The sequence below is a fragment of the Billgrantia tianxiuensis genome (assembly GCF_009834345.1).
GTDB classification, from domain to species: Bacteria; Pseudomonadota; Gammaproteobacteria; order Pseudomonadales; family Halomonadaceae; genus Halomonas; species Halomonas tianxiuensis.
The window spans coordinates 4,872,724-4,895,892 of sequence record NZ_CP035042.1 but is presented as its reverse complement, the minus strand read 5'-3'; the positions used below and the strand labels follow the sequence as shown (position 1 = coordinate 4,895,892).

The 23,169-nt window shown below is 65.9% G+C and carries 19 protein-coding genes and 1 tRNA gene; 13 read left to right on the top strand and 7 right to left on the bottom strand.

What is annotated here, in order from left to right; translation table 11 throughout:
- Window positions 1-46: 46 nt before the first annotated feature.
- The 4 genes from pyrE (at window position 47) to rep (ending at window position 3,937) form a co-directional block, all read left to right on the top strand.
- Complete coding sequence (pyrE, locus tag EKK97_RS22950; protein WP_159555920.1) at window positions 47-709, top strand: orotate phosphoribosyltransferase; 663 nt, start codon at window positions 47-49, stop codon at window positions 707-709.
- A 40-nt stretch (window positions 710-749) separates the two neighbouring features.
- Window positions 750-1,319, top strand: coding sequence for a YfaZ family outer membrane protein (locus EKK97_RS22945; RefSeq protein ID WP_159555503.1), 570 nt, complete (start codon window positions 750-752; stop codon window positions 1,317-1,319).
- A gap of 63 nt (window positions 1,320-1,382) precedes the next feature.
- Complete coding sequence (gene trmL, locus EKK97_RS22940) at window positions 1,383-1,877, top strand: tRNA (uridine(34)/cytosine(34)/5-carboxymethylaminomethyluridine(34)-2'-O)-methyltransferase TrmL (RefSeq protein WP_159555502.1); 495 nt, start codon at window positions 1,383-1,385, stop codon at window positions 1,875-1,877.
- Complete coding sequence (gene rep / locus EKK97_RS22935; RefSeq protein ID WP_159555500.1) at window positions 1,874-3,937, top strand: DNA helicase Rep; 2,064 nt, start codon at window positions 1,874-1,876, stop codon at window positions 3,935-3,937. The genes trmL and rep overlap by 4 nt, the downstream gene beginning before the upstream one ends.
- Before the next feature lie 195 nt (window positions 3,938-4,132).
- Here rep and EKK97_RS22930 read toward each other — a convergent pair whose 3' ends face one another.
- On the bottom strand, window positions 4,133-4,963 hold the full coding sequence (locus EKK97_RS22930) for a c-type cytochrome (RefSeq protein ID WP_159555498.1): 831 nt from the start codon (window positions 4,961-4,963) through the stop codon (window positions 4,133-4,135).
- Between the two features lie 225 nt (window positions 4,964-5,188).
- Here EKK97_RS22930 and lhgO point away from each other — a divergent pair, with 225 nt between their 5' ends.
- Together lhgO and EKK97_RS22920 are read left to right on the top strand one after the other, a co-directional pair.
- On the top strand, window positions 5,189-6,388 hold the full coding sequence (lhgO, locus tag EKK97_RS22925; protein ID WP_159555496.1) for an L-2-hydroxyglutarate oxidase: 1,200 nt from the start codon (window positions 5,189-5,191) through the stop codon (window positions 6,386-6,388).
- 125 nt (window positions 6,389-6,513) lie between these two features.
- Window positions 6,514-6,590 (top strand) — tRNA-Arg (locus EKK97_RS22920).
- A 48-nt stretch (window positions 6,591-6,638) separates the two neighbouring features.
- Here the strand turns inward: EKK97_RS22920 and EKK97_RS22915 are convergent.
- The 5 genes from EKK97_RS22915 to EKK97_RS22895 form a co-directional block, all read right to left on the bottom strand.
- Window positions 6,639-7,397 (bottom strand): M15 family metallopeptidase, encoded by a 759-nt coding sequence (locus tag EKK97_RS22915; RefSeq protein ID WP_201296970.1) that lies wholly within the window; start codon window positions 7,395-7,397, stop codon window positions 6,639-6,641.
- A gap of 4 nt (window positions 7,398-7,401) precedes the next feature.
- Window positions 7,402-8,679: a TRAP transporter large permease gene (locus EKK97_RS22910; protein WP_159555494.1), complete on the bottom strand. Its 1,278-nt coding sequence runs from the start codon at window positions 8,677-8,679 to the stop codon at window positions 7,402-7,404.
- Window positions 8,676-9,167, bottom strand: coding sequence for a TRAP transporter small permease (locus EKK97_RS22905; protein ID WP_159555492.1), 492 nt, complete (start codon window positions 9,165-9,167; stop codon window positions 8,676-8,678). The genes EKK97_RS22910 and EKK97_RS22905 overlap by 4 nt, the downstream gene beginning before the upstream one ends.
- Window positions 9,168-9,227: 60 nt before the next feature.
- Window positions 9,228-10,265: a TRAP transporter substrate-binding protein DctP gene (gene dctP, locus EKK97_RS22900; RefSeq protein WP_159555490.1), complete on the bottom strand. Its 1,038-nt coding sequence runs from the start codon at window positions 10,263-10,265 to the stop codon at window positions 9,228-9,230.
- Between the two features lie 145 nt (window positions 10,266-10,410).
- A complete protein-coding gene (locus EKK97_RS22895; RefSeq protein WP_159555488.1) occupies window positions 10,411-11,340 on the bottom strand; it encodes a LysR family transcriptional regulator in 930 nt (309 codons plus the stop codon).
- A 317-nt stretch (window positions 11,341-11,657) separates the two neighbouring features.
- Between EKK97_RS22895 and gbdR the strand changes: the two genes are divergently transcribed.
- The 7 genes from gbdR (at window position 11,658) to etfB (ending at window position 21,159) form a co-directional block, all read left to right on the top strand.
- Window positions 11,658-12,812 (top strand): choline metabolism transcriptional regulator GbdR, encoded by a 1,155-nt coding sequence (gbdR, locus tag EKK97_RS22890; protein WP_159555918.1) that lies wholly within the window; start codon window positions 11,658-11,660, stop codon window positions 12,810-12,812.
- Between the two features lie 271 nt (window positions 12,813-13,083).
- Complete coding sequence (locus EKK97_RS22885; RefSeq protein ID WP_159555486.1) at window positions 13,084-14,061, top strand: dipeptidase; 978 nt, start codon at window positions 13,084-13,086, stop codon at window positions 14,059-14,061.
- Window positions 14,062-14,248: 187 nt separating this feature from the next.
- The gene (locus EKK97_RS22880) at window positions 14,249-14,794 is read left to right on the top strand and encodes a 4-vinyl reductase (RefSeq protein WP_159555484.1); all 546 of its coding nucleotides are present in this window, start codon (window positions 14,249-14,251) and stop codon (window positions 14,792-14,794) included.
- Window positions 14,795-14,804: 10 nt separating this feature from the next.
- Window positions 14,805-16,877 carry a dimethylglycine demethylation protein DgcA gene (dgcA, locus tag EKK97_RS22875; protein WP_159555482.1) on the top strand — a complete coding sequence of 691 codons (2,073 nt, stop codon included), beginning with the start codon at window positions 14,805-14,807 and terminating at the stop codon, window positions 16,875-16,877.
- 211 nt (window positions 16,878-17,088) lie between these two features.
- Window positions 17,089-19,086 (top strand): (Fe-S)-binding protein, encoded by a 1,998-nt coding sequence (locus tag EKK97_RS22870; protein ID WP_159555480.1) that lies wholly within the window; start codon window positions 17,089-17,091, stop codon window positions 19,084-19,086.
- Window positions 19,083-20,366 (top strand): electron transfer flavoprotein subunit alpha, encoded by a 1,284-nt coding sequence (etfA, locus tag EKK97_RS22865; RefSeq protein WP_159555478.1) that lies wholly within the window; start codon window positions 19,083-19,085, stop codon window positions 20,364-20,366. Before EKK97_RS22870 ends, etfA begins: the two co-directional genes overlap by 4 nt.
- On the top strand, window positions 20,356-21,159 hold the full coding sequence (etfB, locus tag EKK97_RS22860; RefSeq protein ID WP_159555476.1) for an electron transfer flavoprotein subunit beta: 804 nt from the start codon (window positions 20,356-20,358) through the stop codon (window positions 21,157-21,159). Before etfA ends, etfB begins: the two co-directional genes overlap by 11 nt.
- A 266-nt stretch (window positions 21,160-21,425) precedes the next feature.
- On the opposite strand, the gene EKK97_RS22855 is transcribed toward etfB, so the two are convergent.
- On the bottom strand, window positions 21,426-23,000 hold the full coding sequence (locus EKK97_RS22855; RefSeq protein WP_159555474.1) for a BCCT family transporter: 1,575 nt from the start codon (window positions 22,998-23,000) through the stop codon (window positions 21,426-21,428).
- Between the last annotated feature and the right edge of the window lie 169 nt (window positions 23,001-23,169).

Below are 23,169 nucleotides of genomic sequence, written 5' to 3'. Positions count from 1 at the left end.
GAACAAGAGTCTTATGAATAGCAGGGGGAGCGCCGTGTCGGCCAGCATGCAAGCCTACCAGCGGGAGTTCATCGAGTTCGCGATCGAACAAGGCGTGCTGAAGTTCGGCGAGTTTACCCTCAAGTCGGGCCGCGTCAGCCCCTATTTCTTCAATGCCGGCCTGTTTCGTACCGGCAGCGCCCTGGCGCAACTGGGGCGCTTCTATGCCAATGCCATCGAGGCCAGCGGCGTGCCGTTCGACGTGCTGTTCGGCCCCGCCTACAAGGGCATTCCGCTGGCAGCCACCGCCGCGGTGGCGCTGGCCGATCATCACGGTCGCGACCTGCCCTTCGCCTTCAACCGCAAGGAGGCGAAGGACCACGGCGAAGGCGGCAACATCGTCGGCGCCGAGCTTGCCGGGCGCATCCTGATCATCGACGACGTGATCACGGCGGGCACCGCCATTCGCGAAGTGATGGCGCTGATCGAAGCCGCCGGTGCCGAGGCCGCCGGCGTGGTGATCGCGCTGGATCGCCAGGAGCGTGGCCAGGCCGAAAAGAGTGCCATCCAGGAAGTCGAGTCGCGCTACGGCATGCCGGTGATCAGTATCGTCACGCTGGACATGGTGCTGGCCTACCTCGAGGAGCGGGGCGGTGAGGCTTTCGAGCGGCACGCCGAGGCGATCCGTGACTATCGGGCGCGCTATGGCGTGAGTGTCGATCGAGATTAGTAAGGGTGAATGCGTGAACGCCTGTAAAAGGAGCCAGTCGATGAAGACCCTCGTCAATCACATTGCCAAGGCCGCCCTGGCGGGCGGCGCGCTGCTGGTCGCGGCCGGTGCCCATGCCGCCGGTGGTTTGGACCTCAATCTGGGGCCCGACGCCGTGCAGTTCGAGGCCGCCGGCGAGATCACCCATGGCATAGCCCTGGGGGGTGGCGTGATTCACAGCGACTATCGCGAGGACGCCACCATCTACCATGCCCAACTGCTGGGCGTGCAGCGCAACCGCGAACGCGACGTGGGTATCGGGGCACGCTGGACCCAGTTCGATACCGACTACGGCAATGGCGGCGGTCTGGGCCTGGGCGGCTACGGCTACGTCTACCTGCCCCAGGCGCCGGCTGTCTCGCTGGGCGGCTACGGCTTCTACACACCCGGTGTGGTGACCAGCGGCGATCTCGACGACGGCTATGAGGTAGGCGTGCGCGCGCGCTACGCCTTCACGCCCAACGTCGACGGCTATGTCGGTCTGCGCCAGGCGGCGGCCGACTTCGACAACCGCCACGGTAACCGTACCCTCGATCGTGGCGCACAGGTCGGCGTTCGCCTGAGCTTCTGATCGCTCGTTCACCGAGCCAGCGGGCCCCTGCGGGGGCCCGCACGCGTTCCGGCAGGCTTACTCATGCTCGATGTCGTGCTGTTCGAACCCGAGATCCCGCCCAATACCGGCAACCTGATTCGGCTATGTGCCAATAGCGGTTTTCGCCTGCACCTGATCGAACCGCTGGGCTTCGTGCTCGACGACAAGCGCCTGCGCCGTGCGGGGCTCGACTACCACGAGTGGGCCGCCGTGCGCGTGCACCGCGACTGGCTAGCCTTCGTCGAGGCCGTGAAACCGGAGCGCGTCTTTGCCGTTTCCACCCGCGGCCGCACCGGCTACCATGAGCCGAGCTATCGTCCCGGCGACGCCCTGCTGTTCGGCCCCGAGACCCGCGGGCTGCCCCAGGCCATGCTCGACGCTCTGCCGCCGGAGCAGCGCCTGCGCATCCCCATGCTGCCCGACAGCCGCAGCCTCAACCTCTCCAACGCCTGCGCCATCCTGGTATTCGAGGCCTGGCGTCAGCTCGGCTTCGCCGGTGCGGCGGAGTTCGACAGGCCAACCGAGGCACGCCCATGAGCATTCAGCAGCGCCTGGCCAAGCTCAACCCTCGCCAGCAGGAAGCGGTGCGCTACATCGACGGCCCCTGCCTGGTGCTGGCCGGCGCCGGTTCGGGCAAGACCAGTGTGATCACCACCAAGATCGCCTACCTGGTTCAGGTATGCGGCATGAGCGCACGTCGCATCGCCGCGGTGACCTTCACCAACAAGGCGGCCCGCGAGATGAAGGAGCGGGTGGGGCAGATGCTCAAGGGCAAGGAGGGCCACGGGCTGACCGTCTCGACCTTCCATACCCTGGGGCTCAACATCATCCGCGGCGAACTCAAGGCGCTGGGGTACAAGCCGGGTTTCTCGCTGTTCGACCCGGAGGACGCCAAGGCGCTGCTGCGCGACCTGATGAACAAGGACGCCCAGGTCGACGCCGAGCAGATCAATGCCGTGCAGCATCAGATATCGGAGTGGAAGAACGACCTGGTGCTGCCGGGCCAGGCGCTGTCCCATGCCGCGGATGAGGACGCGCAGTACGCCGCGCGGGTCTACGAGGCTTACGTGCGCCACCTCAAGGCCTACAACGCGGTGGACTTCGACGACCTGATCCTGCTGCCGGTGGTGCTGCTCAAGGACAATCCGGAGGTGCTGGCGCGCTGGCGGCGCAAGATCCACTACATGCTGGTGGACGAGTACCAGGACACCAACGTCTCGCAGTACCTGCTGGTCAAGCTGCTGATGGAGGAGCGCAAGACCTTCACCGTGGTGGGCGACGATGACCAGTCGATCTATGCCTGGCGCGGCGCGCGGCCCGAAAACCTGGTGACCCTGGGCGAGGACTTCCCGCGTCTCAACGTGATCAAGCTGGAGCAGAACTATCGCTCCACCGGCACCATCCTGCGTGCGGCCAACACGCTGATCGCCAACAACCCCCACGTCTACGAGAAGACCCTGTGGTCGGAGATGGGCCAGGGCGCGCCGATCCGCGTGGTGGTCAACCGTCACGAGGAGGCCGAGGCCGAGCGGGTGGCCAGCGAGATCCTCACCCGACGCATCAAGGAGCGCGCCGAGTGGCGCGACTTCGCCGTGCTCTACCGCGGCAACTTCCAGGCCCGCCTGCTGGAGCTGAAGCTCCAGCACTACCAGATTCCCTACAAGCTCTCCGGCGGCACCTCGTTCTTCTCGCGCAACGAGATCAAGGACGCCATGGCCTACCTGCGCCTGCTGATCAACCCGGCCGACGACAACGCCTTCCTGCGCATCGTCAACGTGCCGCGCCGTGAGATCGGCCCCGGCACTCTTGAGAAGCTGGCCAACTACGCCACCGAGCGCGGCGTCTCGCTGTTCGACGCTTGTCATGAACTAGGCCTGGAGCAGCAGCTGCCGGCGCGAGCGGTGGAGCGGCTTTCGCGCTTCACCCACTTCATCGACGGCGTGCGCCGGCGCATGGACGAGGGCGACGCCCTGGTGGCAATCCGCGGCATGCTGCACGAGATGGACTACGAGGCGTGGCTCTACCAGAACGCCAGTGCGCCCACCATCGCCGAGCGGCGCATGGCCAACGTCTGGACGCTGATCGACCAGCTCGAGAAGTCGATGAGGCGCGATCCCGAAGAAAGTGGAGAGCAGATCGAGGCGGAAGAGAGCGCCGAGACCGACGACGTAGAGGCGGCCATCTCGCGGCTGGTGCTGCGTGATATCCTCGAGCAGCAGGCCGAGGAGGACGACACCGACCGGGTGCAGCTGTTGACCATGCACGCCTCCAAGGGGCTCGAGTTTCCCCACGTCTACCTGATGGGGCTGGAGGAGGAACTCTTGCCCCACCGCAACGCCATCGAGGCCGGGACCGTCGAGGAGGAGCGGCGCCTGGCCTACGTAGGCATCACCCGGGCGCGCCAGACCCTGACCCTGACGCTGGCGCGCCAGCGCAAGGCCTTCGGCGAACTGATGGACTGCGTGCCGAGCCGTTTTCTCGACGAGCTGCCGCCGGACGACCTGGAGTGGGAAGGACGCGCCGACAAGGAGGACCCGGACAAGAAGCAGGCGCGGGGCCAGGACGCCATCGCCGGGCTGCGCTCTTTATTGGGCTGAGGGCTCTTTACTGGGCTGATGGCTCTACTGGCCTCTACTGGCCGAGGGCTCGCTACTTAGCTGAAGACTCTCTACACAGCTGAAGGCTCTCTACACAGCTGAAGGCTCTCTACACAGCTGAAGGCTCTTGTCCACCAGCACAAACGGGGCGCCATCTGGCGCCCCGTCGTCACTTCATTTGCCTGCAAGTGCGGCTTACTTGACGGGCTCGACCAGGAAGTCCACGGCGGCACGCACCTCGTCGTCGGACAGGTTGGTGTGCCCGCCCTTGGGCGGCATGGCGCCGATGCCGTTGATGGCGTGGTCGTACAGGGTCTCGATATCCTGATCGATGCGGCCCTCCCACTCACCAGCCTCGCCACGGCGCGGAGCGCCGGCGGCACCGGTCATGTGGCAGGCCATGCAGGCCTGGTTGTAGATCGCCTCGCCGTCGATATCGGAGGCGCCGTTGGCTTCTTCGTCACCCGTGGCCTCTTCATCTGCTGCGGCATCTTCGGTCGCCACGGCGGCTGCTTCTGCGTCCTCTTCGACGGGACCCTCTTCGCTCACGGCTTCTTCCGCCGCGGCGTCATCGCCACCGGTTTCCGGCACGTCCATCACCGGCTCGAGCAGGTGGGCGGTCGCGGCGGCCACCTCCTCGTCGGAGAGATTGGGGTTGCCGCCGCGGGCCGGCATGGCATTGAAGCCGTTGATGGCGTGATCCAGCAGGGTCTCCCAGCCCTGATCGATACGCTCGGACCACTCGCCCTCTTCGCCGCGACGCGGTGCACCGGCGGCGCCGGTGTCGTGGCAGGCCGCGCAGACCTGGCCGTAGATGCCGGCTCCATCGACGCCGCCTTCGCCGTTGTCAGCGCCGCTTGCAGCGGCAGCAGCCGTGCCGCAGTCCTCACCCTGCAGGCAGAGCTGGCCTACCGGCTTCAGACGCTCGGCAATGGCGTCGCGGTCCACTTCGGCCATGACGGACGCAGCGCCCGCGGTCAGGCCAATGGTGGCCAGACACCCCAAGATCAGTTTGCTGGATTTCACTCTCACCACCTCTCGACGGTCCTGTAATCGTAATCTGTTGGCGATGTCGGCTCGCGACGGCCGGAGCGCCACGCACACAATGGGCGATAGTATACCGATATCGCAAACTGCTGGAAAACGCCGTTGCCCACGCCTTTGGCATGAGAGGGCGTGGCTGGTCAGCGTAGCGGCCGGCGGGTATCGTAGGGGCGACCTTCGATGTGTTCCTGGCGACGCGAGGCCCGCGTGTACGATTTCATCATCCTCGGTGGCGGCATTCTCGGCCTCTCCACCGCGATGCAGCTCATTGAGCGCTATCCCGACAAGAAAATGCTGCTGCTGGAGAAGGAGAGCGGTCCCGCACGGCACCAGACCGGGCACAACAGCGGCGTGATCCATGCCGGTGTCTACTATACCCCGGGCAGCCTGAAGGCGCGCTTCTGTCTCGAGGGCAACCGCGCCACGAAGGAGTTCTGCGAGCGTCACGCGATTCCCTACGATGTCTGCGGCAAACTGCTGGTAGCCACCAACCAGCAGGAGATGCAGCGCATGGAGGCGCTATGGGAGCGCACCGCCGCCAACGGGCTGGAGCGGGAATGGCTCTCCGGCGCGGAGCTGAAGGAGCGCGAACCCAACATCACCGGACTCGGTGCCATCTTCGTACCCTCCAGCGGCATCGTCAGCTACGCCCGGGTGGCCGAGGCCATGGCCGACGAGTTCCAGCGCCGTGGCGGTCAGATTCGCTACGACCATGAGGTTTCGGCGATCGCCGAGCGCACCGGCGAGGTTCTCGTTGGCACGTCACAGGGCGAATTCAACAGCCGCTACCTGGTGACCTGCTCCGGACTGATGGCCGACCGCATCGTGCGCCTGCTGGGGCGTAACCCCGGCTTCACCATCTGCCCGTTCCGCGGCGAGTACTATCGCCTGCCCGACCGCCTCAGCGACATCGTCAGTCACCTCATCTACCCCATCCCCGATCCCTCCATGCCCTTCCTCGGGGTGCACCTGACACGCATGATCGATGGCTCGGTCACCGTGGGTCCCAACGCGGTGCTGGCGTTCAAGCGCGAGGGCTACCGCAAGGGCGACGTTTCGCTGCTCGACATGGCGCGCATGTTCAGCAACCCGGGCATCCTCAAGGTGCTGGGGCGCAACCTGAAACCCGGTCTGCACGAGATGAAGAATTCGCTGTGGCGGCGCGGCTACCTGGAGGAGGTGCGCAAGTACTGTCCCAGCCTGACGCTGGACGACCTCGAGCCCTGGCCCGCCGGCGTGCGCGCCCAGGCCGTTTCCCGTGACGGCCGGCTGATCGACGACTTCCTGTTCGTCAATACCAAGCGCACCGTCAACGTCTGCAACGCCCCGTCGCCAGCGGCCACCTCGGCGCTTCCCATCGGCCGGCACATCCTGGAGAAAGTCAGCGAAATGGTGCGGGCGAGCTGAGCCTGGTGAAAGGCCGCCAGGCTGGACAGTTTCGGCCCCGGCGGTTACGATGTTGGCCGCTTCATGCAGCGCAACGCGCTGCCGGCGTGCGGAGTCGACAAGGCTTCCAGCGCCACCTTGCATAAGCGCCCGTAGCTCAGTTGGATAGAGTGTTGGCCTCCGAAGCCAAAGGTCGCAGGTTCAAATCCTGCCGGGCGCGCCACGAATTCGAAGCCCCACGGTTCTGCCGTGGGGCTTCTTTCGTTGGTGCTCAGCTCAGCTGCCGGCGCCAGCGGTTCTCAATGGTATCGAGTTCGGCGGGACCGTAGCGGGCTTCGGTGTGGCCGCCGTAGTGCGCCCATAGCTGGTCGCCGAGGTCGTAGTGCCACCATTCGCTCGGCAGATTGGTGAAGCCCTGCCCGGCCATTACCCGGTACAGCAGGCGGCGGTTGTCGCGCGCGCTGCGCTGCGCCGGGCTCAGCGATTCCAGGCGCTCGAAATGGTCGGCATGCGAGGCGGGCAGCGCCTCGTCGAACAGCGTCCCCATATCCAACGGCAGGCCGTCGGCATCGCACAGGGTGACGTCCACGGCGCCGCCGGTGAGATGCGGGCTCGGCGCTGCCGGATCGCGGCTCGGCAGCGAGACGAACTCGCGGGTGCGCTCAAGCAGCTCCTCCTCGCCGAGCTCGGGGTGGCGCAGGTGGATCGCTTCGTGCAGCGTATCGAACAGGTACTGCTGGACCCGCCAGGGGCGCCAGCCGTCGAGTACCACTAGGCCGAAGCCCTCGGGTAGCGCCCGGGCTGCCGCCAGCAGCGCCCGGTAGACCCCCTCGCGTACGAAGCACTCCGGCACGGCACCGGGAATGCCCAGCCGGGCATAGGCGGGAAACACCTTGATCGGCGGCGGCGCCAGGCTCATCGGCACCAGGCGTTCACCGTTGTCGCGAATCGGCAGGCGGCTGACCGACTCCCAGCCGGGAAACGGCTGGCTGGGTACGGCCTCGGAATCAGGCAGGGTATGACGGGGCATGGGTCTATCCAATGGCAGCGGGCAGCCAGAGTGTCAGCTGCGGAAAGAGAATCAGCAGGAGCAGCACGCCGATGGCCGTCAGCACGAAGGGCCAGATGGTGCGGAACAGCGCGACGATCTCGATGCGGCTGACGGCGGCGGCGACGAATACACAGGCGCCCATGGGCGGCGTGATCAGGGCGATAGTGATATTGAGCGTGATGACGATGCCCAGGTGCACCGGGTCGATGCCCGCCATCATCGCCACCGGGGCGAAGATCGGCGTGAGCAGCATCAGCGCCGACACCTCCTCCATGAACATGCCGGTGACGAAGGTGATGGCACTGAGCAGCAGCAGGATCAGCACGGCATTGTCGATGTACGGAGCGAGCAGCGACACGAACTGGGCCGGCACCTGGGCGTAGGAGAGCAGCCAGCTGATGGTGGCCGAGGCCGCCATGATCAGGAAGATCGCCGAGGTGAGGCGGGCCGTGTCCAGCAGGGCGCTCCAAAAGTCGCCGAGGCGCAGGCCGCCGAGCAGGATACCGCACAGCGCTACGTAGAGTGCCGTCAGCGCACCGGATTCGGTCGGCGTGACGAAGCCGAGCACGATCCCCGCGACGATGATGAACGGAGCGATCAGTGCCGGCAGTGCGGCCAGCGCGGCGAGGCCGAGTTCGCCGAGGCGCGGCAAGCCGCCGCGCTTGGGCAGCCCGTGGCGCCAGGCGTACCAGGCGTTCATGCCCATGAAGGCGACCCCCAGTAGCAGCCCCGGGATCACGCCGGCGAGGAACAGGTCGCCCACCGAGGTGTTGGTCAGCGAGGCGTAGAGGATCATGAAGATGCTGGGCGGGATGATCGGCCCGATCAGCGAGCTGCCGGCGGTGAGGCCGGCGGCGAAGGCGCGCGAGTAGCCCTCCTTCTGCATGGCCGGTACCAGCAGCGAACCCAGCGCCGAGGTGTCGGCCACGGCGGAGCCGTTGACCCCGGCGAAGAACACGCTGGAGACCACGTTGACATGGCCCAGGCCGCCGCGCAGGTGGCCGACCAGCAGGCGCGCCAGGCCCATCAGGCGCTCGGTCAGCCCGCTGGCGTTCATCAGGTTGCCGGCCAGGATGAACAGCGGAATGGCCATCAGCGAGAAGACGTTGATGCCGCCGAAGAACTGCTGCGGCAGCATGCGCGCGATCATCGCAGGGTCGACGAACAGGAAGCCGACCACGGCGGTGACGAGCAAGGCAAGGAACAGCGGCAGGCCGAGCAGCACATGGGCGAGGAACACCGCCAGCATGGTGAGGATCATGCGACCTCCTCGGTGATCGTCGGCAGCGGTGCCGGGCCGTACCACAGCGCGTGCCAGGCGAGCAGGGCGAAGCCCAGCGGCAGCGACATCAGCGGTATCGTGCGACTGATGCCGAGCCCGGAGGTGGTGAACATGCCCACCGACAGGGCATAGCGGTAGCTGAACCAGGCGCCGCCCAGGGCCAGAACCAGAGTGAGCAGCCACTGGTAGAGGTTGAGCACCCGCGCCAGGGCACGCGGCAGCAGCCGCTCGATCAGCGCCACGCGCATGTGGCCTCCCTCGACCCATACGGCACCGGCGGCGAGCATCACCGTGGCGATGATCAGGAAGCGTGCGAGCTCATCGGTCCAGATCGGCGCCCCGCCGGCCAGGTAGCGCATGAAGACGCCGTAGAGGATGGCCGCCAGGTTGATCAGCAGCAGCGTGGCCGCAAGCGTCAGGATGAGTGTCCGGCTCACGGCCAGTACCCGTTGGCGAAGCGAAGGCATGGAAAACTCCGGCCGTCACGGGCGAGGGCCGGGTGGCCCTCGCGACATTGCGGGGTGGGTTCAGTCGAGCAGCTCGGTCATGCCGGCATCCTCCAGCGCCAGGTCGATCCAGCGCTGGTCGATGCCGCGCTCGCGCAGCCACTCCAGATAGGCCGGCTGGCCCACGTCGCGGAAGGCGGCGATGTCATCCTCGGAAGGGCGGATCACTTCCATGCCCTGCTCCTCGAGGAAGGCGATGCGCTCCTCCACCTTCGCCTCGTTGTGCTCACGGGCGTTGCGGTTGGCCTCGGTTACGGCTTCGAGGAAGGCCTCGCGGGTGGCGTCGTCCCAGCCCTCGATCATCTCGGCGTTGCCGACCAGGAACTGGTTGGAGTACTGGATGTTGGCCAGGGTGAGATAATCCTGCACCTCGTAGAGGCTGCCGAGGATGATGTACATCGGCGGGTTCATCTGCCCATCGGCGACCCCGGTACGCAGGGCCATGTAGACCTCGGTCCAGGGAATCGGCGTGCCCGAGGCGCCGAAGGACTCATAGAGCGCCACCTGGCTCGGGTCCATGGCGCGGAAGCGCAGGCCCTCGAAGTCGTCGGGGTGGGTGATCGGCTTCTTGTTGTTGGTGAAGGCGAGGAAGCCGCCCTCTTCCACCACGGCGAGCATCTCGATGCCGGCGCGTTCGTGCAGGGCGCTCTCGATCTCGTTCCAGTACTCGCCTTCGTCGAAGAAGCTGCGTGCCGCCTCGAAGTCCTCGAACAGGAACGGAATGGCGCTGACGAAGATCTCCTCGACCAGGGGTGACACGCCGGCGAACGAGGCCACGTTGAGGCTCGGCGTGTTCATGGTCTGCTCCATGCGATCCTCTTCCTCGCCGAGCATGCTGTTGGGATAAAGCTCGAGTTGAAGTTCGCCGCCCGTCTTCTCCTCGACCAGTTCCTTGAGGTTGGTGGCAAAGACATGCACGGCGTTCTTGTCCGGGTCCGGGGCGCCGTTGTAGCTCAGGTTGATGGTGGTGGCCGCCTGAGCGGTGCCGGCCGCCAGGGCGCCGGCCAGCAGGCCGGCACTGGCGAGTCCCTTCAGCACGGAGGGCAGGTCGCGGGTCATGAGGGTTCTCCTTGTGTTGTTGTTGACGACAAAGGGCCGATGTCGTGCGCCTGGCACGGCATTCCATTAGCAGACTAGAAATTGATGCGTTGACTATGCAATACCGCAAGCGTTGCTTTTGCAGCAACGCCTGCTACGACGCTTGCTACGACTCGGCCAGTCTGGGAGCGTCGCCTCGGAAGAAGCGCATGCCTTGGCGTAGATGCTCGACGCAGGCTTTGGCCGCCATGGTGAGCTCGCGCCCTTCCAGGCTGACGATCTGCGCTCGGGCGCCGTTCATGACCGGGTAGGCCATGGGCAGGGCGAGGATCTCGCCGCGCTGGATCTCGTCGCTCACGGTCAGCTCGGGCATGAAGGTCACGCCGATGCCGGAGCGCACGAAATTCTTGAGTACCGCAACGGAGTTGGTATGCAGGCGGGCATCGAGATGGATCCGCTCCTGGTGGGCCACCATGTTGACCATCTGGCGCATGCCGAAGGGGTTGTCCATCAGTGCCAGGGGTGCGCCCTGCAGGTCACGCAGCCGTACCGGCCGTGCCAGTTCGGCCAGGTCGTGCCCCGGCGGCACGATCAGGTCCAGCGGCTGGCGGGTTTCCACGTGGCAGCGAATCAAAGGGTCCACCGGCGGCGCGTAGAGCAGCGCCAGGTCGACCTCCATGTCCTTGAGCAGCGACATCGCCTCATTGACTCCCGCCATGCGGATCTCCACCTCGATGCCGGCGAAGGTGGACATGAACGCCTCCAGCGGTGCGGCGATCAGGTCGGCGATGAAGCCCTCACCCACGGCGATGCGTACTTCGCCGCGGGCCAACCCCTGGATCGCCATCAGCTGAGACAGTACGGCCTCCTCGGCGGCGCGCTGAGAGTGGAAGTGGCGGACCAGCAGGCGTCCCGCCTCGGTGGGGCGCATGCCGCCTCCGTGCCGCTCGCACAGCTTGATGCCGAGGTCTTCCTCCAGCGCCCTGAGCTGACGGCTGATCGCCGAGGCATCCACGTCGAGCCGGGCGGCGGCGCGGCGTAGCGAGCCTTGGCGGATCACTTCGTTGAGATAGGCAAGGGCACGCTGATTGAGCATGCGGGGCTCCGGTCGGGATGGCGACGACATGATACCCGATGAGCCCGGAAGGCTAGCGCTACGCAGTACCATGGGGCGACATTGTGATTTGTCCGATAACGACACTCGCAGCGCCTGGTTGCGACACCGGAAGGCCGCCCATCTAGCGGCTTTTTCGCGAATGACCGATTTTTAACGTATCCCGGAGCGACATCTTGGAATATTGTGAAGGGTAGGCTTGCCTGATCGCGACACATCAAGGCGCTGCCCCCCAGACCCTGACAGCAACAAATGCCGATAACCATAACGACTTACGGCATCGGAGTATGACCATGTCCATGTCCACCCAGGCTGCATCCCACTCCCAGGCCTCGTGCAAGGAACCGGCGCCCCAGACGCTGGGCTTCCTGCTGTTGGAGAACTTCACCCTGTTCTCGCTGGCCTCGGCCATCGAACCGCTGCGCATGGCCAACCAACTGGCGGGGCGCGAACTGTATCGCTGGTTCACGTTGAGCGTGGACGGTGGCCCCATCTCGGCCAGCGATGGGCTGCGGGTCACGCCGGATGGCGCCATCACCATGCCGCTGGCGCTGGACATGGTCGTCGTCTGCGGTGGCGTGGGACCGGCGCGTGCCGTGCAGCGCGAACATATCAGCTGGCTGCAGTCCCAGGCCCGCCTGTCGCGCCGGCTGGGCGGTATCTGCACCGGCAGCTGGGCGCTGGCCAAGGCGGGGCTGCTGGACGGCTATGAAACCAGCGTGCACTGGGAGTGTCTGGCGGCGATGCGTGAGTCGTTCCCCCGCGCCGTGCTCACCACCCGGCTGTTCTCCATCGACCGCGACCGGGCCACCGCCTCCGGTGGCACCGCGCCGCTGGACATGATGTTGACCCTGATCGGGCGGGAACATGGCCGCGAGCTTTCGGCGGGCATCTCCGAGATGTTCATCTGCGACCGCATGCGCGGCGAGAACGACCACCAGCGGATACCGCTCAAGCATGTGCTGGGCACCACCCAGCCCAAGCTGCTGGAAATCGTCGCGTTGATGGAGGCCAACCTGGAGGAGCCCATCGGGCTAGAGGAGCTGGCCGATTACGTCGATGTCTCGCGGCGCCAGCTCGAGCGGCTGTTCCAGAAGTACCTGAACTGTTCGCCTTCGCGCTATTACCTCAAGCTGCGGCTTACCCGGGCGCGTCAGCTGCTCAAGCAGACCTCGATGTCGATCATCGAGGTGGCCTCGGCCTGCGGTTTCGTCTCCACGCCGCATTTTTCGAAGTGCTACCGGGAATTCTTCGGTCTGCCGCCGCGGGAAGAGCGGCTGGGTATGAGCCCGCTGCGCCCCCCGGTGCTTCCCGAGCAGCCGTCTCAGGGCCTCCTGCTGCAACAACCGCTCGAGCTGCAACCCGTGCCGGAGCAGCCCATTTCCGCTGCGCTGGTAGCGCTCGACAACGCCCGTGGCGAACCGACCTACGCCAGCGTACGCCTGGACCATTGATCTGAACCTACCATGGCTCGTGGCCATGTACCGCGAGCCATTCCCCATCTTCCCCGTTGGTGTCGCCGTCTCCCGCTGAAGCGGGAGACGGGTTCTTCATGCTCGCATTCCCTGCGTCGCTACTGGCGATGCGGTGCCGCTGGACTGTGCCGCTAGTCGCAGTCACGACAGAGATGACGCTTTTGGAATTATCGTCGTCGCTTCCAGAAGTCGGGGGTTGCCTGGCCGGCGCTATGCTGCCGTCAAGCCAACCCGATCTGGAGCACGCCCCATGACTCCCCAAGACCTGCACGACGACGCCATCGTCATCGACGGCCTGATTATCGCCAAGTGGAACCGCGAGCTGTTCGAGGACATGCGCCGCGGCGGACTTACCGCCGCCAACTGCACCGTCTCGGTGTGGGAGGGTTTCCAGGCCACCGTCGACAACATCGTCAAATCGAATCAGTTGATGGCCGAGTGCAGCGACCTGGTGCGCCCGGTGCGTACCACCGCTGATATCACCCGGGCCAAGGAAGAGGGCAAGACCGGCATCATCTACGGTTTCCAGAACGCCCACGCCTTCGAGGACCAGATCGGCTACGTCGAGATCTTCAAGCAGCTCGGCGTCGGCATCGTGCAGATGTGCTACAACACCCAGAACCTGGTGGGCACCGGTTGCTACGAGCGTGACGGCGGCCTGTCCGGCTTCGGTCGCGAGATCGTCGCCGAGATGAACCGCGTGGGCATCATGTGCGACCTCTCCCACGTCGGTTCCAAGACCTCCGAGGAGGTCATCCTGGAGTCGAAGAAACCGGTCTGCTACTCACACTGCCTGCCGTCCGGTCTCAAGGAGCATCCGCGCAACAAGTCCGACGAGGAGCTGCGCTTCATCGCCGAGCACGGCGGTTTCGTCGGTGTGACCATGTTCACCCCCTTCCTGCGCGCCGGCATCGACGCCACCGTCGACGACTACGTCGAGGCCATCGAGTACGTGATGAACATCGTCGGTGAGGACGCCATCGGCATCGGCACCGACTTCACCCAGGGCCACGGCAAGGACTTCTTCGAGTGGCTGACCCACGACAAGGGCTACGCCCGTCGCCTGACCAGCTTCGGCAAGATCATCAATCCCGAGGGCATCCGCACCATTGGTGAGTTCCCCAACCTGACCGAGGCGCTGCTGCGCCGCGGCTTCAGCGAGGCCCAGGTGCGCAAGATCATGGGCGAGAACTGGGTGCGAATCTTGAAAGACGTTTGGGGTTCTTAACCGGCCTTCGGGCCTATTGCGCTTGCGATTACTGCGTTGCGAAGTCGTTCGAAATGCTCATGGACAACAGTCCACTCCGCTTTCTCTCGACTTCGCGCCTTGTTCTCGCTGCGCTCATGACGGCCCGGACTCATTCGTGAGCCAAATCGCCAGCGCCAAGAACAACGATTTTTGAGGAATTAAGACCGTGACCAAGATGGCCCCTGAACTGCCCATCGAAGTGAATAGCGAAACCGGCGTGTGGACCACCGACGCCCTGCCGATGCTTTACGTACCGCGGCACTTCTTTATCAACAACCACACGGCCGTCGCCGAAGCGCTGGGTGTGGATAAGTATGCCGAGATTCTCTACCGCGCCGGCTACAAGAGTGCCTGGCACTGGTGCGAGAAAGAGGCCGAACTGCACGGCCTGGAAGGCGTCGACGTGTTCGAACACTACATGCTGCGTCTCTCCCAGCGCGGCTGGGGCAAGTTCGTGACCGAAGACATCGACCTCGATGCCGGCACCGCCCGGGTACGCCTGGAGCACAGCGCCTTCGTCTATCAGCTCGGCAAGACGGGGCACAAGGAGGAGTACATGTTCACCGGCTGGTTCGCCGGCGCCATGGACCAGATCCTTGCCGCCCGCGGCAGTGCCCTGCGCACCGTCGCCGAACAAACCCAGAGCGCCGCCGAGCCCGGCTGCGACGTGGGCATCTTCATCGTCAAGCCGTTGCCCGACGCCCGGGGTTGAGGAGGTTTCCATGGCATTCGAAGCGATCTTCCAGCCGATCGAAATCGGCAAGCTGACCATCCGCAACCGCGTGGTCAGCACCGCCCACGCCGAGGTCTACGCCACCGATGGCGGCATGACCACCGAGCGCTACGTCAAATATTACGAAGAAAAGGCCAAGGGCGGCTGCGGTCTGTGTATCTGCGGCGGCTCGTCCGTGGTCTCCATCGACAGCCCCCAGGGCTGGTGGAGTTCGGTGAACCTGTCCACCGACCGCATCATTCCGCACTTCCAGAATCTGGCGGATGCCGTGCACAAGCATGGCGGCAAGATCATGATCCAGATTACCCATATGGGACGCCGCTCGCGCTGGGACGGCTATAACTGGACCACCCTGCTCTCGCCCTCCGGTATCCGCGAGCCGGTGCACCGCTCCACCTGCAAGACCATCGAGGAGGAGGAAATCTGGCGCATCGTCGGTGACTTCGCCCAGGCGGCTCGCCGGGCCAAGGAAGGGGGCCTCGACGGCGTCGAGCTCTCCGCCGTGCACCAGCACCTGATCGACCAGTTCTGGAGCCCGCGGGTCAACAAGCGCGAGGATCAGTGGGGCGGCAGCTTCGAGAACCGCATGCGCTTCGGCATGGAAGTGCTCAAGGCGGTGCGCGCCGAGGTGGGCGATGACTTCGTCGTCGGCATGCGCATCTGTGGCGACGAGTTCCACCCGGACGGCCTCTCCCACGATGACATGAAGCAGATCGCCGCCTACTACGATGCCACCGGCATGGTGGATTTCTTCGGCGTGATCGGCTCCGGCTGCGACACCCACAACACCCTGGCCAACGTCATTCCCAACATGTCCTTCCCGCCGGAGCCTTTCCTGCACCTGGCGGCGGGCATCAAGGAAGTGGTCAGCGTGCCGGTGATCCACGCCCAGAACATCAAGGATCCCAACCAGGCCCAGCGTATCCTCGAAGGAGGCTATGTCGACCTGGTGGGCATGACCCGCGCGCACATCGCCGACCCGCACCTGATCGCCAAGATCAAGATGGGCCAGGTCGACCAGATCAAGCAGTGCGTAGGCGCCAACTACTGCATCGACCGCCAGTATCAGGGCCTCGACGTGCTGTGCATCCAGAACGCCGCCACGTCGCGCGAGTACATGGGCCTGCCGCATATCATCGAGAAGTCCGAGGGGCCGAAGCGTCGTGTGGTAGTGGTCGGTGGCGGTCCCGGCGGCATGGAGGCGGCCCGTGTTGCCGCCGAGCGTGGCCACGAGGTGACCCTGTTCGAGGCCGCGGAGCAGCTCGGCGGGCAGATCACCATCGCTGCCCAGGCGCCGCAGCGTGACCAGATCGCCGGTATCACCCGCTGGTACCAACTGGAGCTGGCGCGCCTGAACGTTGACCTGCGCCTCGGCACGCGTGCCGACGAGGCCACCATCGAAGACCTGCGTCCAGACGTCGTGGTGCTCGCCACCGGCGGCCAGCCCTTCCTCAGTCAGTATCCGGAGTGGGGCTACTCGGAGAATCCCGAGGAGAGCCTGGTGGTCAGCACCTGGGACGTGCTCTCCGGCAAGGTCGCCCCGGGCAAGAACGTGCTGATTTACGACGCCATCTGCGAGTTCTCGGGCGTCTCGACGGCGGACTATCTCGCCGACAAGGGGGCCAAGGTCGAGATCGTCACCGATGACATCAAGCCGGGCGCGGCGGTAGGCGGGACTACTTTCCCGACCTATTACCGCAGTCTCTACGAGAAGGAGGTGATCATGACCTCCGACCTGATGCTGCACAAGGTCTACCGCGAGGGCGGCAGCCTGGTGGCGGTGCTCGAGAACGAGTACACCGGCGCCCTGGAGGAGCGGGTGGTCGATCAGGTGGTGGTGGAGAACGGCGTACGTCCGGACGAGGCGCTCTACTACGCGCTCAAGGAACGTTCGCGCAACCGCGGCCAGGTGGATCTCGAGGCGCTCTACGCCGCCAAGGCGCAGCCCTGCCTCGCCGAGGAAGGCGACGGCTACCTGCTGTTCCGCCTGGGCGACTGCACCGCGCCGCGCAATACGCATGCGGCAATTTATGACGCCCTGCGGCTGTGTAAAGACCTTTGAAAGCTATTGCGCTCGGCCAGGCGTTGTTGAAGTACGGCTCGTCATGCTCATGGAGCAAGCAGTCCACTCCGCTGACTCGCCGAACTTCGCCTAGCCTGGCCGTCGCTCATGACGCTTTCACTGTGCCGGCCTCTGTTGCCGCCGGCTCAGCCCCGAAGCCAATGACAACGACAACGCCAAAGCCAACGGCTTATGAGATGAGGTGAGCACCATGCTCGACACCCTCCTGCCGATACTGATCTTCTCCGCCCTGGCGCTGGCCGTGATCGGCGCCGTGCGGCGCATTCGCCTGTGGCGCCAGGGGCGGCCCGCCCGGGTCGACCTGCTGCGCGGGCTCGCCGCCATGCCGCGGCGCTACCTGGTGGACCTGCACCACGTGGTGGCGCGCGACAAGGTAATGTCCAACACCCACGTGGCCACCGCTGGCGGTTTCGTCGCGGCGGCCGTACTGATGATCCTGGTGCACGGCCTGGGGCTGGCACAGGGGGTGCTCGGCTGGCCGCTGTTGGTGGCCAGTGCCGCCATGTTCGTCGGCAGCCTGTTCGTTGCCAAACGACGGCGCAACCCGCCGGCGCGGCTCTCCAAGGGACCCTGGATGCGTCTGCCGAAGAGCCTGATGGCGTTCTCGCTGAGCGTGTTCCTGATCACCCTGCCGACGGTGGGCATTCTGCCTGCCGGAACGGGCAGCTGGATCCTCGCCCTGGCGCTGTCCGCGGTGCTGGTGTGGGGCCTGGGTGAGATGTTCTTCGGCATGACCTGGGGCGGACCAATGAAGCACGCCTTCGCCGGCGCCCTGCATCTGGCCTTCCATCGCCGCCCCGAGCGCTTCGGTGAAGGCAACCGCTCCACCGGTCTCAAGGCACTGGACCTGGACGATACCAAGGCCCGCCTGGGTGTCGAGACACCCAGCGATTTCACCTGGAACCAGCTGCTCGGCTTCGACGCCTGCGTGCAGTGCGGCCGTTGTGAAGCCATGTGCCCGGCTTTCGCCGCCGGTCAGCCGCTCAACCCCAAGAAGCTGATTCAGGACATGGTCGTCGGCATGGCCGGCGGCAGCGATGCCAACTATGCCGGCAGCCCCTACCCGGACAAGCCCATCGGCGAACACCGCGGCCACCCGCATGGGCCCATCGTGGCTCGCGAGGGCACCGCCTTGGTCGATGCCGAGACGCTGTGGTCGTGCACCACCTGTCGTGCCTGCGTCGAGGAGTGCCCGATGATGATCGAGCACGTCGATGCCATCGTCGACATGCGTCGCTTCCTGACCCTGGAGCATGGCAATACGCCGGGCAAGGGAGCCGAGGTTCTCGACAACCTGATCGCCACCGACAACCCCGGCGGCTTCGATCCCGGTTCGCGCATGCACTGGGCCGCGGACCTCAGCCTGCCCCTGATGCGTGACGTAGGGGAGGCCGAGGTGTTGCTGTGGCTGGGCGACGGGGTCTTCGACATGCGTAACCAGCGCACTCTGAGAGCCCTGGTGAAGGTCCTGCGCGCGGCCGGCGTCGACTTCGCCGTGCTCGGCAACGAGGAGCGCGACAGCGGCGACGTGGCGCGCCGCCTGGGCGACGAGGCGACCTTCCAGTCGCTCGCCAAGCGCAATATCGCGACGCTGTCGCAGTATCGCTTCCAGCGCATCGTCACCTGCGACCCGCACAGCTTCCACGTGCTCGGCAACGAGTATGGCGAGCTGGGTGGCCACTATGCCGTGTTCCATCACAGCACCTACATCGCCGAACTGTATGAGGCGGGCCGGTTGCACTTCGCGCCCTGGAAGGGGGGCTCGGTCACCTATCACGACCCCTGTTACCTGGGTCGCTACAATGGCGAATACGAAGCGCCACGCAACGTGCTCAAGGCATTGGGCATCGAAGTGGCCGAGATGCAGCGTTCAGGGTTCCGTTCGCGCTGCTGCGGCGGTGGCGGCGGTGCGCCGATCACCGACATCCCCGGCAAGCAGCGGATTCCCGACATGCGCATGAATGACGTCAAGGAGACCGGTGCCGAGCTGGTCGCGGTGGGCTGCCCGCAGTGTACCGCCATGCTTGAGGGGGTGGTCGATGCCACCGCCGAAGTGCGCGACATCGCCGAGCTGGTGGCCGATGCCCTGGTGGAGCGCTCCGCTGACTCCGGTGGCGGTAACGATAGCACCCGTACCCCGCAGCCTGTCGCCGAGGCCCGGCCGGTGGTGAAGGAGGTGACACCATGAGCGAGATCATCCGCCGCGATCCGCGCAAGGAGTGGATCGCCCGCAATCGCCTGCATCCCGACCACTTGAGCGTGCTGGCGGAGCTTGGCGAAGGCACTGCCGCGACAGAGTGGATGGGTCCCAACGGGGTGATCCGCAGGAATCCCCATGCGGTGGGCTTCGTCGGACCCAACGGGATCAAGCGCATCGACCGCAGCGGTGTTCAGCAGGCTGCCGCGTCGGGACGCGGAGCCGGCGCCGGTCACAAGCCGGCCGCCGACGAACGTCGGCAGGTCACTATCGAGGCCCCGGCCTTCCTGGTCGCGGTGGTACCGGATATGCCCGGTGGGCGCCTCTCCAGTCACGACCGCGACCTGTTGGGCCTGGCCCGGCAACTGGCCGATGCCGATGGCGAGCGGCCGGGTGCCGTGCTGGCCGTGGTCTTCGGCAGTACCAGTGGTGAGGGCTTCAGCGAGGCCGGCATCGACCGGCTGATTGCACTGGAAGGCGACGATTTCGACGGCTACGCGCCGGAGGCCCGCCTGGTGGCTCTTACCGCCGTTGACGGCGAGTTCGCTCCACGTCACTGGCTGTTGCCCGACTCCAAGCTGGGCGGTGCCGACCTGGGGCGGCGCTTGGCCGCCCGCCTGCGGGAGCGGCCCGCTACCGGCGTCTGGCAGATCGAGCAGGACGATGCTTGCGCGCTGGGCTGGCGCTGTACCGGGCGGGGTGCCGCCGGCACCACCGATATCCAGCGCGCCCTGCCGCGTGTCGTGCTGGCGCTGGCCGAATGCGCCGAGCCCGTTTCCGAGACTCGTCATGCGGTGCAGCCGCTGGCCTTGTCTCAGTCGCTGCCTCCGCTGCTGGGCCGCATCGACGACCTGGGTCAAGTGGCTGTCGACCCGGCCGGCGTGGCCCTGGCCGAAGCTGAGTTCATTCTCTCCGCCGGCAACGGCGTCAAGGACTGGGAAGGCTTCCATCAAGCCGCCAAGGCGCTGGGGGCGACCGAGGGTGCCTCGCGGGTGGCGGTGGACGACGGCTTCATGCCGCGCCACCGCCAGGTGGGCGCCACCGGGACCTGGGTTACCGCGCGGGTCTATGTGGCGGTGGGCATCAGTGGGGCCATCCAGCACCTTCAGGGCATTCAAAGCTGCGACAAGGTGGTGGCCATCAATCTCGATCCGGGATGCGACATGATCAAGCGCGCCGACCTGGCGGTGATTGGCGACTCGGCGAGCATACTCGCGGCACTGGTCGAGATGGTGCAGCGGCAACGTGAGGAGAAGCGTGATGCGGCCTGAAGCGCAAAAAGAGGCGGGACTCGAAGTAGCGGTGCTGGTTTCCGTGGGCCGCCATCCCGTGACCGGTCGTGCCCGGCGTGCCGACCAGGATGCCCGTGGCGTGGAACTGGCCCTGTCGCTCGACAGGGCGCGCATCACGCTGCTGCACGCCGGAGCGCTCGACGAAGAGAGCGAGAATGCCATGCGCGGTTATCTGGGCATGGGCTTTCCCGCCATGACCCTGGTCGAGCAGCCGCAGGGCGCCGATGTGATCCCCGCCCTGGCGGATAAGCTGAATGAAGCACGGCCGCAGCTGGTGATTGCCGGCGAGCGTGCCGAGCGGGGAGAGGGATCCGGGCTGTTGCCCTACCTGCTCGCCGAACGCCTGGGCTGGCCGCTGGTCAGCGGCCTGGCCGATGTGGAAAAGGTCGAACATGGCGTGGCCACGCTACTCCAGGCCCTGCCCCGCGGGCAACGCCGCCGGCTTCAGGTGCGGTTGCCGGCCATCGTGACCGTCGATGCTGCCGCCTCGGCGGCGCGTCAGAGCGCCTTCGGCCCGGCCCAGCGAGGTGAGATCGAGGCCGAGCCGGCAGCGATGACCTGGGACGAGGCCCAGCCGGAATGGAACGTGACGCCGGCCCGCAAGCGTCCCAAGCGGCTCAAGATCGTCAAGGCGGCATCGGCTCGGGATCGCTTCAAGGCCGCCGCGGCCAAGGCCGAAGGTGCCGGTGGTCAGGTGTTGACCGATGTGACTCCGGAGCAGGGTGCCGAGGCAATCTTCAAGCTGCTCAAGGATGAGGGTGTCCTGCGATAGCTCTGCCTGAAGCTCCCAACCAAACGCAACGACCCCGGCCTTGGCTGGGGTCGTTGCGTAGGGGCGCGGGGTGCAGGCAGCCCGCACGGGAAGCGACAGGCGTGTAACTGAGCGGTCGGTCTCTTATCGCTGGCGACACGATCCAACCGGTGGTCTTCTGGGTGCTGCTTGGTTCTTGTGGTGCATGGCTTGTGGCCTTCCCCAACAAGAAGACCCCGGCCAAGGCCGGGGTCGTCGTCGGTTACTTCCAGGAGAGGCTAGGGCTATCAGGCCGGCTTGGCGACCGCCAGCCCGCGCTGTTCTTCCCTCAGCCCCTTGACCAGGCAGAACGCCATGCCTAGCAGCACCAGGGTGAAGGGCAGCCCGGTGGCCACGGCGCCGGCCTGTAGTGCGCCCAGTGCGGTGCTGCCGCCGCCGTAGAGCAGGATGCCGGCGATCACGCCTTCCAGAACCGCCCAGAACACACGCTGGCCACGGGGCGCGTCGGTTTTGCCGCCGGCGGTGATGTTGTCGATCACCAGCGAGCCGGAATCCGACGAGGTGATGAAGAAGATCAACACCAGCAGAATCGCCAGACTGGAGGTCAAGGTGGTCAGCGGCAGGTGCTCGAGCATCTGGAACATCGCCAGCGAGACGTCGCTGATGCCATCGGCCAGGGCACCGATACCGGCAGCTGACTGGTCAAGGGCGGTGCCGCCGAAGACACTCATCCACACCAGCGTGACCAGGGTCGGCACCAGCAGTACGGCGATCAGGAACTCGCGTACCGTACGCCCGCGGGAGACCCGTGCGATGAACATGCCGACGAAGGGCGACCAGGAGATCCACCAGGCCCAGTAGAACACCGTCCAGCCATGGTACCAGGTGGTGTCGTCGCGACCGATCCAGTTGGAGAGCGGCACGATATGGCTGGCGTAGGCCAGGGTGGTGCTCCACAGGTTGTTGACGAACAGCAGCACGCCGCCGGTCACCAGCACGAAGGTGAGCAGCCCCAGGGCGATCACCATGTTGATGTTAGAGAACAGCTTCACGCCGCCGTCGATACCGCGCCATACCGAGAACAGCGCCACGGCGGTGACCACCACGATGATCGCCAGCTGGGTGCCGATGGTGTTGGGCACGCCCCACAGGTAGTTGAGGCCGCCCGCCGCCTGGGAAGCGCCGAAGCCCAGCGAGGTGGCAAGGCCGAAGATCGTCGCCAGCACCGCGACGATGTCGATGACGTGACCGAACCAGCCGCGCACCCGCTCACCGAGGATCGGCGTGAAGGCCGAGCGCAGGGTCAGCGGCAGGCCGCGGTTGTAGGCGAAGAAGGCCAGCGACAGTCCCACCACGCCGTAGATCGCCCAGGGGTGCAGGCCCCAGTGGAACATGGTGGCGCCGATGGCCGCGCTGGCCCCGGCCGAGGTGTGCGCTGCGGCGTTGAGCGGGGTGCCATACCAGTCGGTGTAGTAGGCCACCGGCTCGGCCACGCTCCAGAACATCAGGCCGATGCCCATGCCCGCGGCGAACAGCATGGCGAACCAGGAGGTGGTCGAATATTCCGGCCGGGCCTGGCTGCCGCCCAGGCGGATACGCCCCATCGGCATGGCGATTAGCGCCAGGCACAGCAGCACGAACAGGTTGCCGGCGATCATGAACAGCCAGTCGAAGTACTCGATCGACCAGCCGCGGGCCGCGGTGAGGTGACTGTTGGCGGCTTCCGGGTAGATCAGTGCATAGAGGATGAAGGCCAGGATGGCCAGAGCCGAGAGAGGGAAGACGGGATGATGGAAATCCATCCCCAGCACCTGGGCATTGTCCTGCCCAGGTTTGAGGATCGGGGCATCGTCATGCTTCATGGGGATTCCTCGCGTTGTTGTTGGAGTCCGCAAGCGGCAGGCGCTCCCGGGCGGACCATTGTTGAGTCAGGTGGACGCAGGGAATGTCGTGAAAGCGACCTCCAGCTATCCGCTGGCTCATCGACGCGGCGGTGTGTCTCGGGCAGGCAAGTAGATGTCTCTGTCGGGT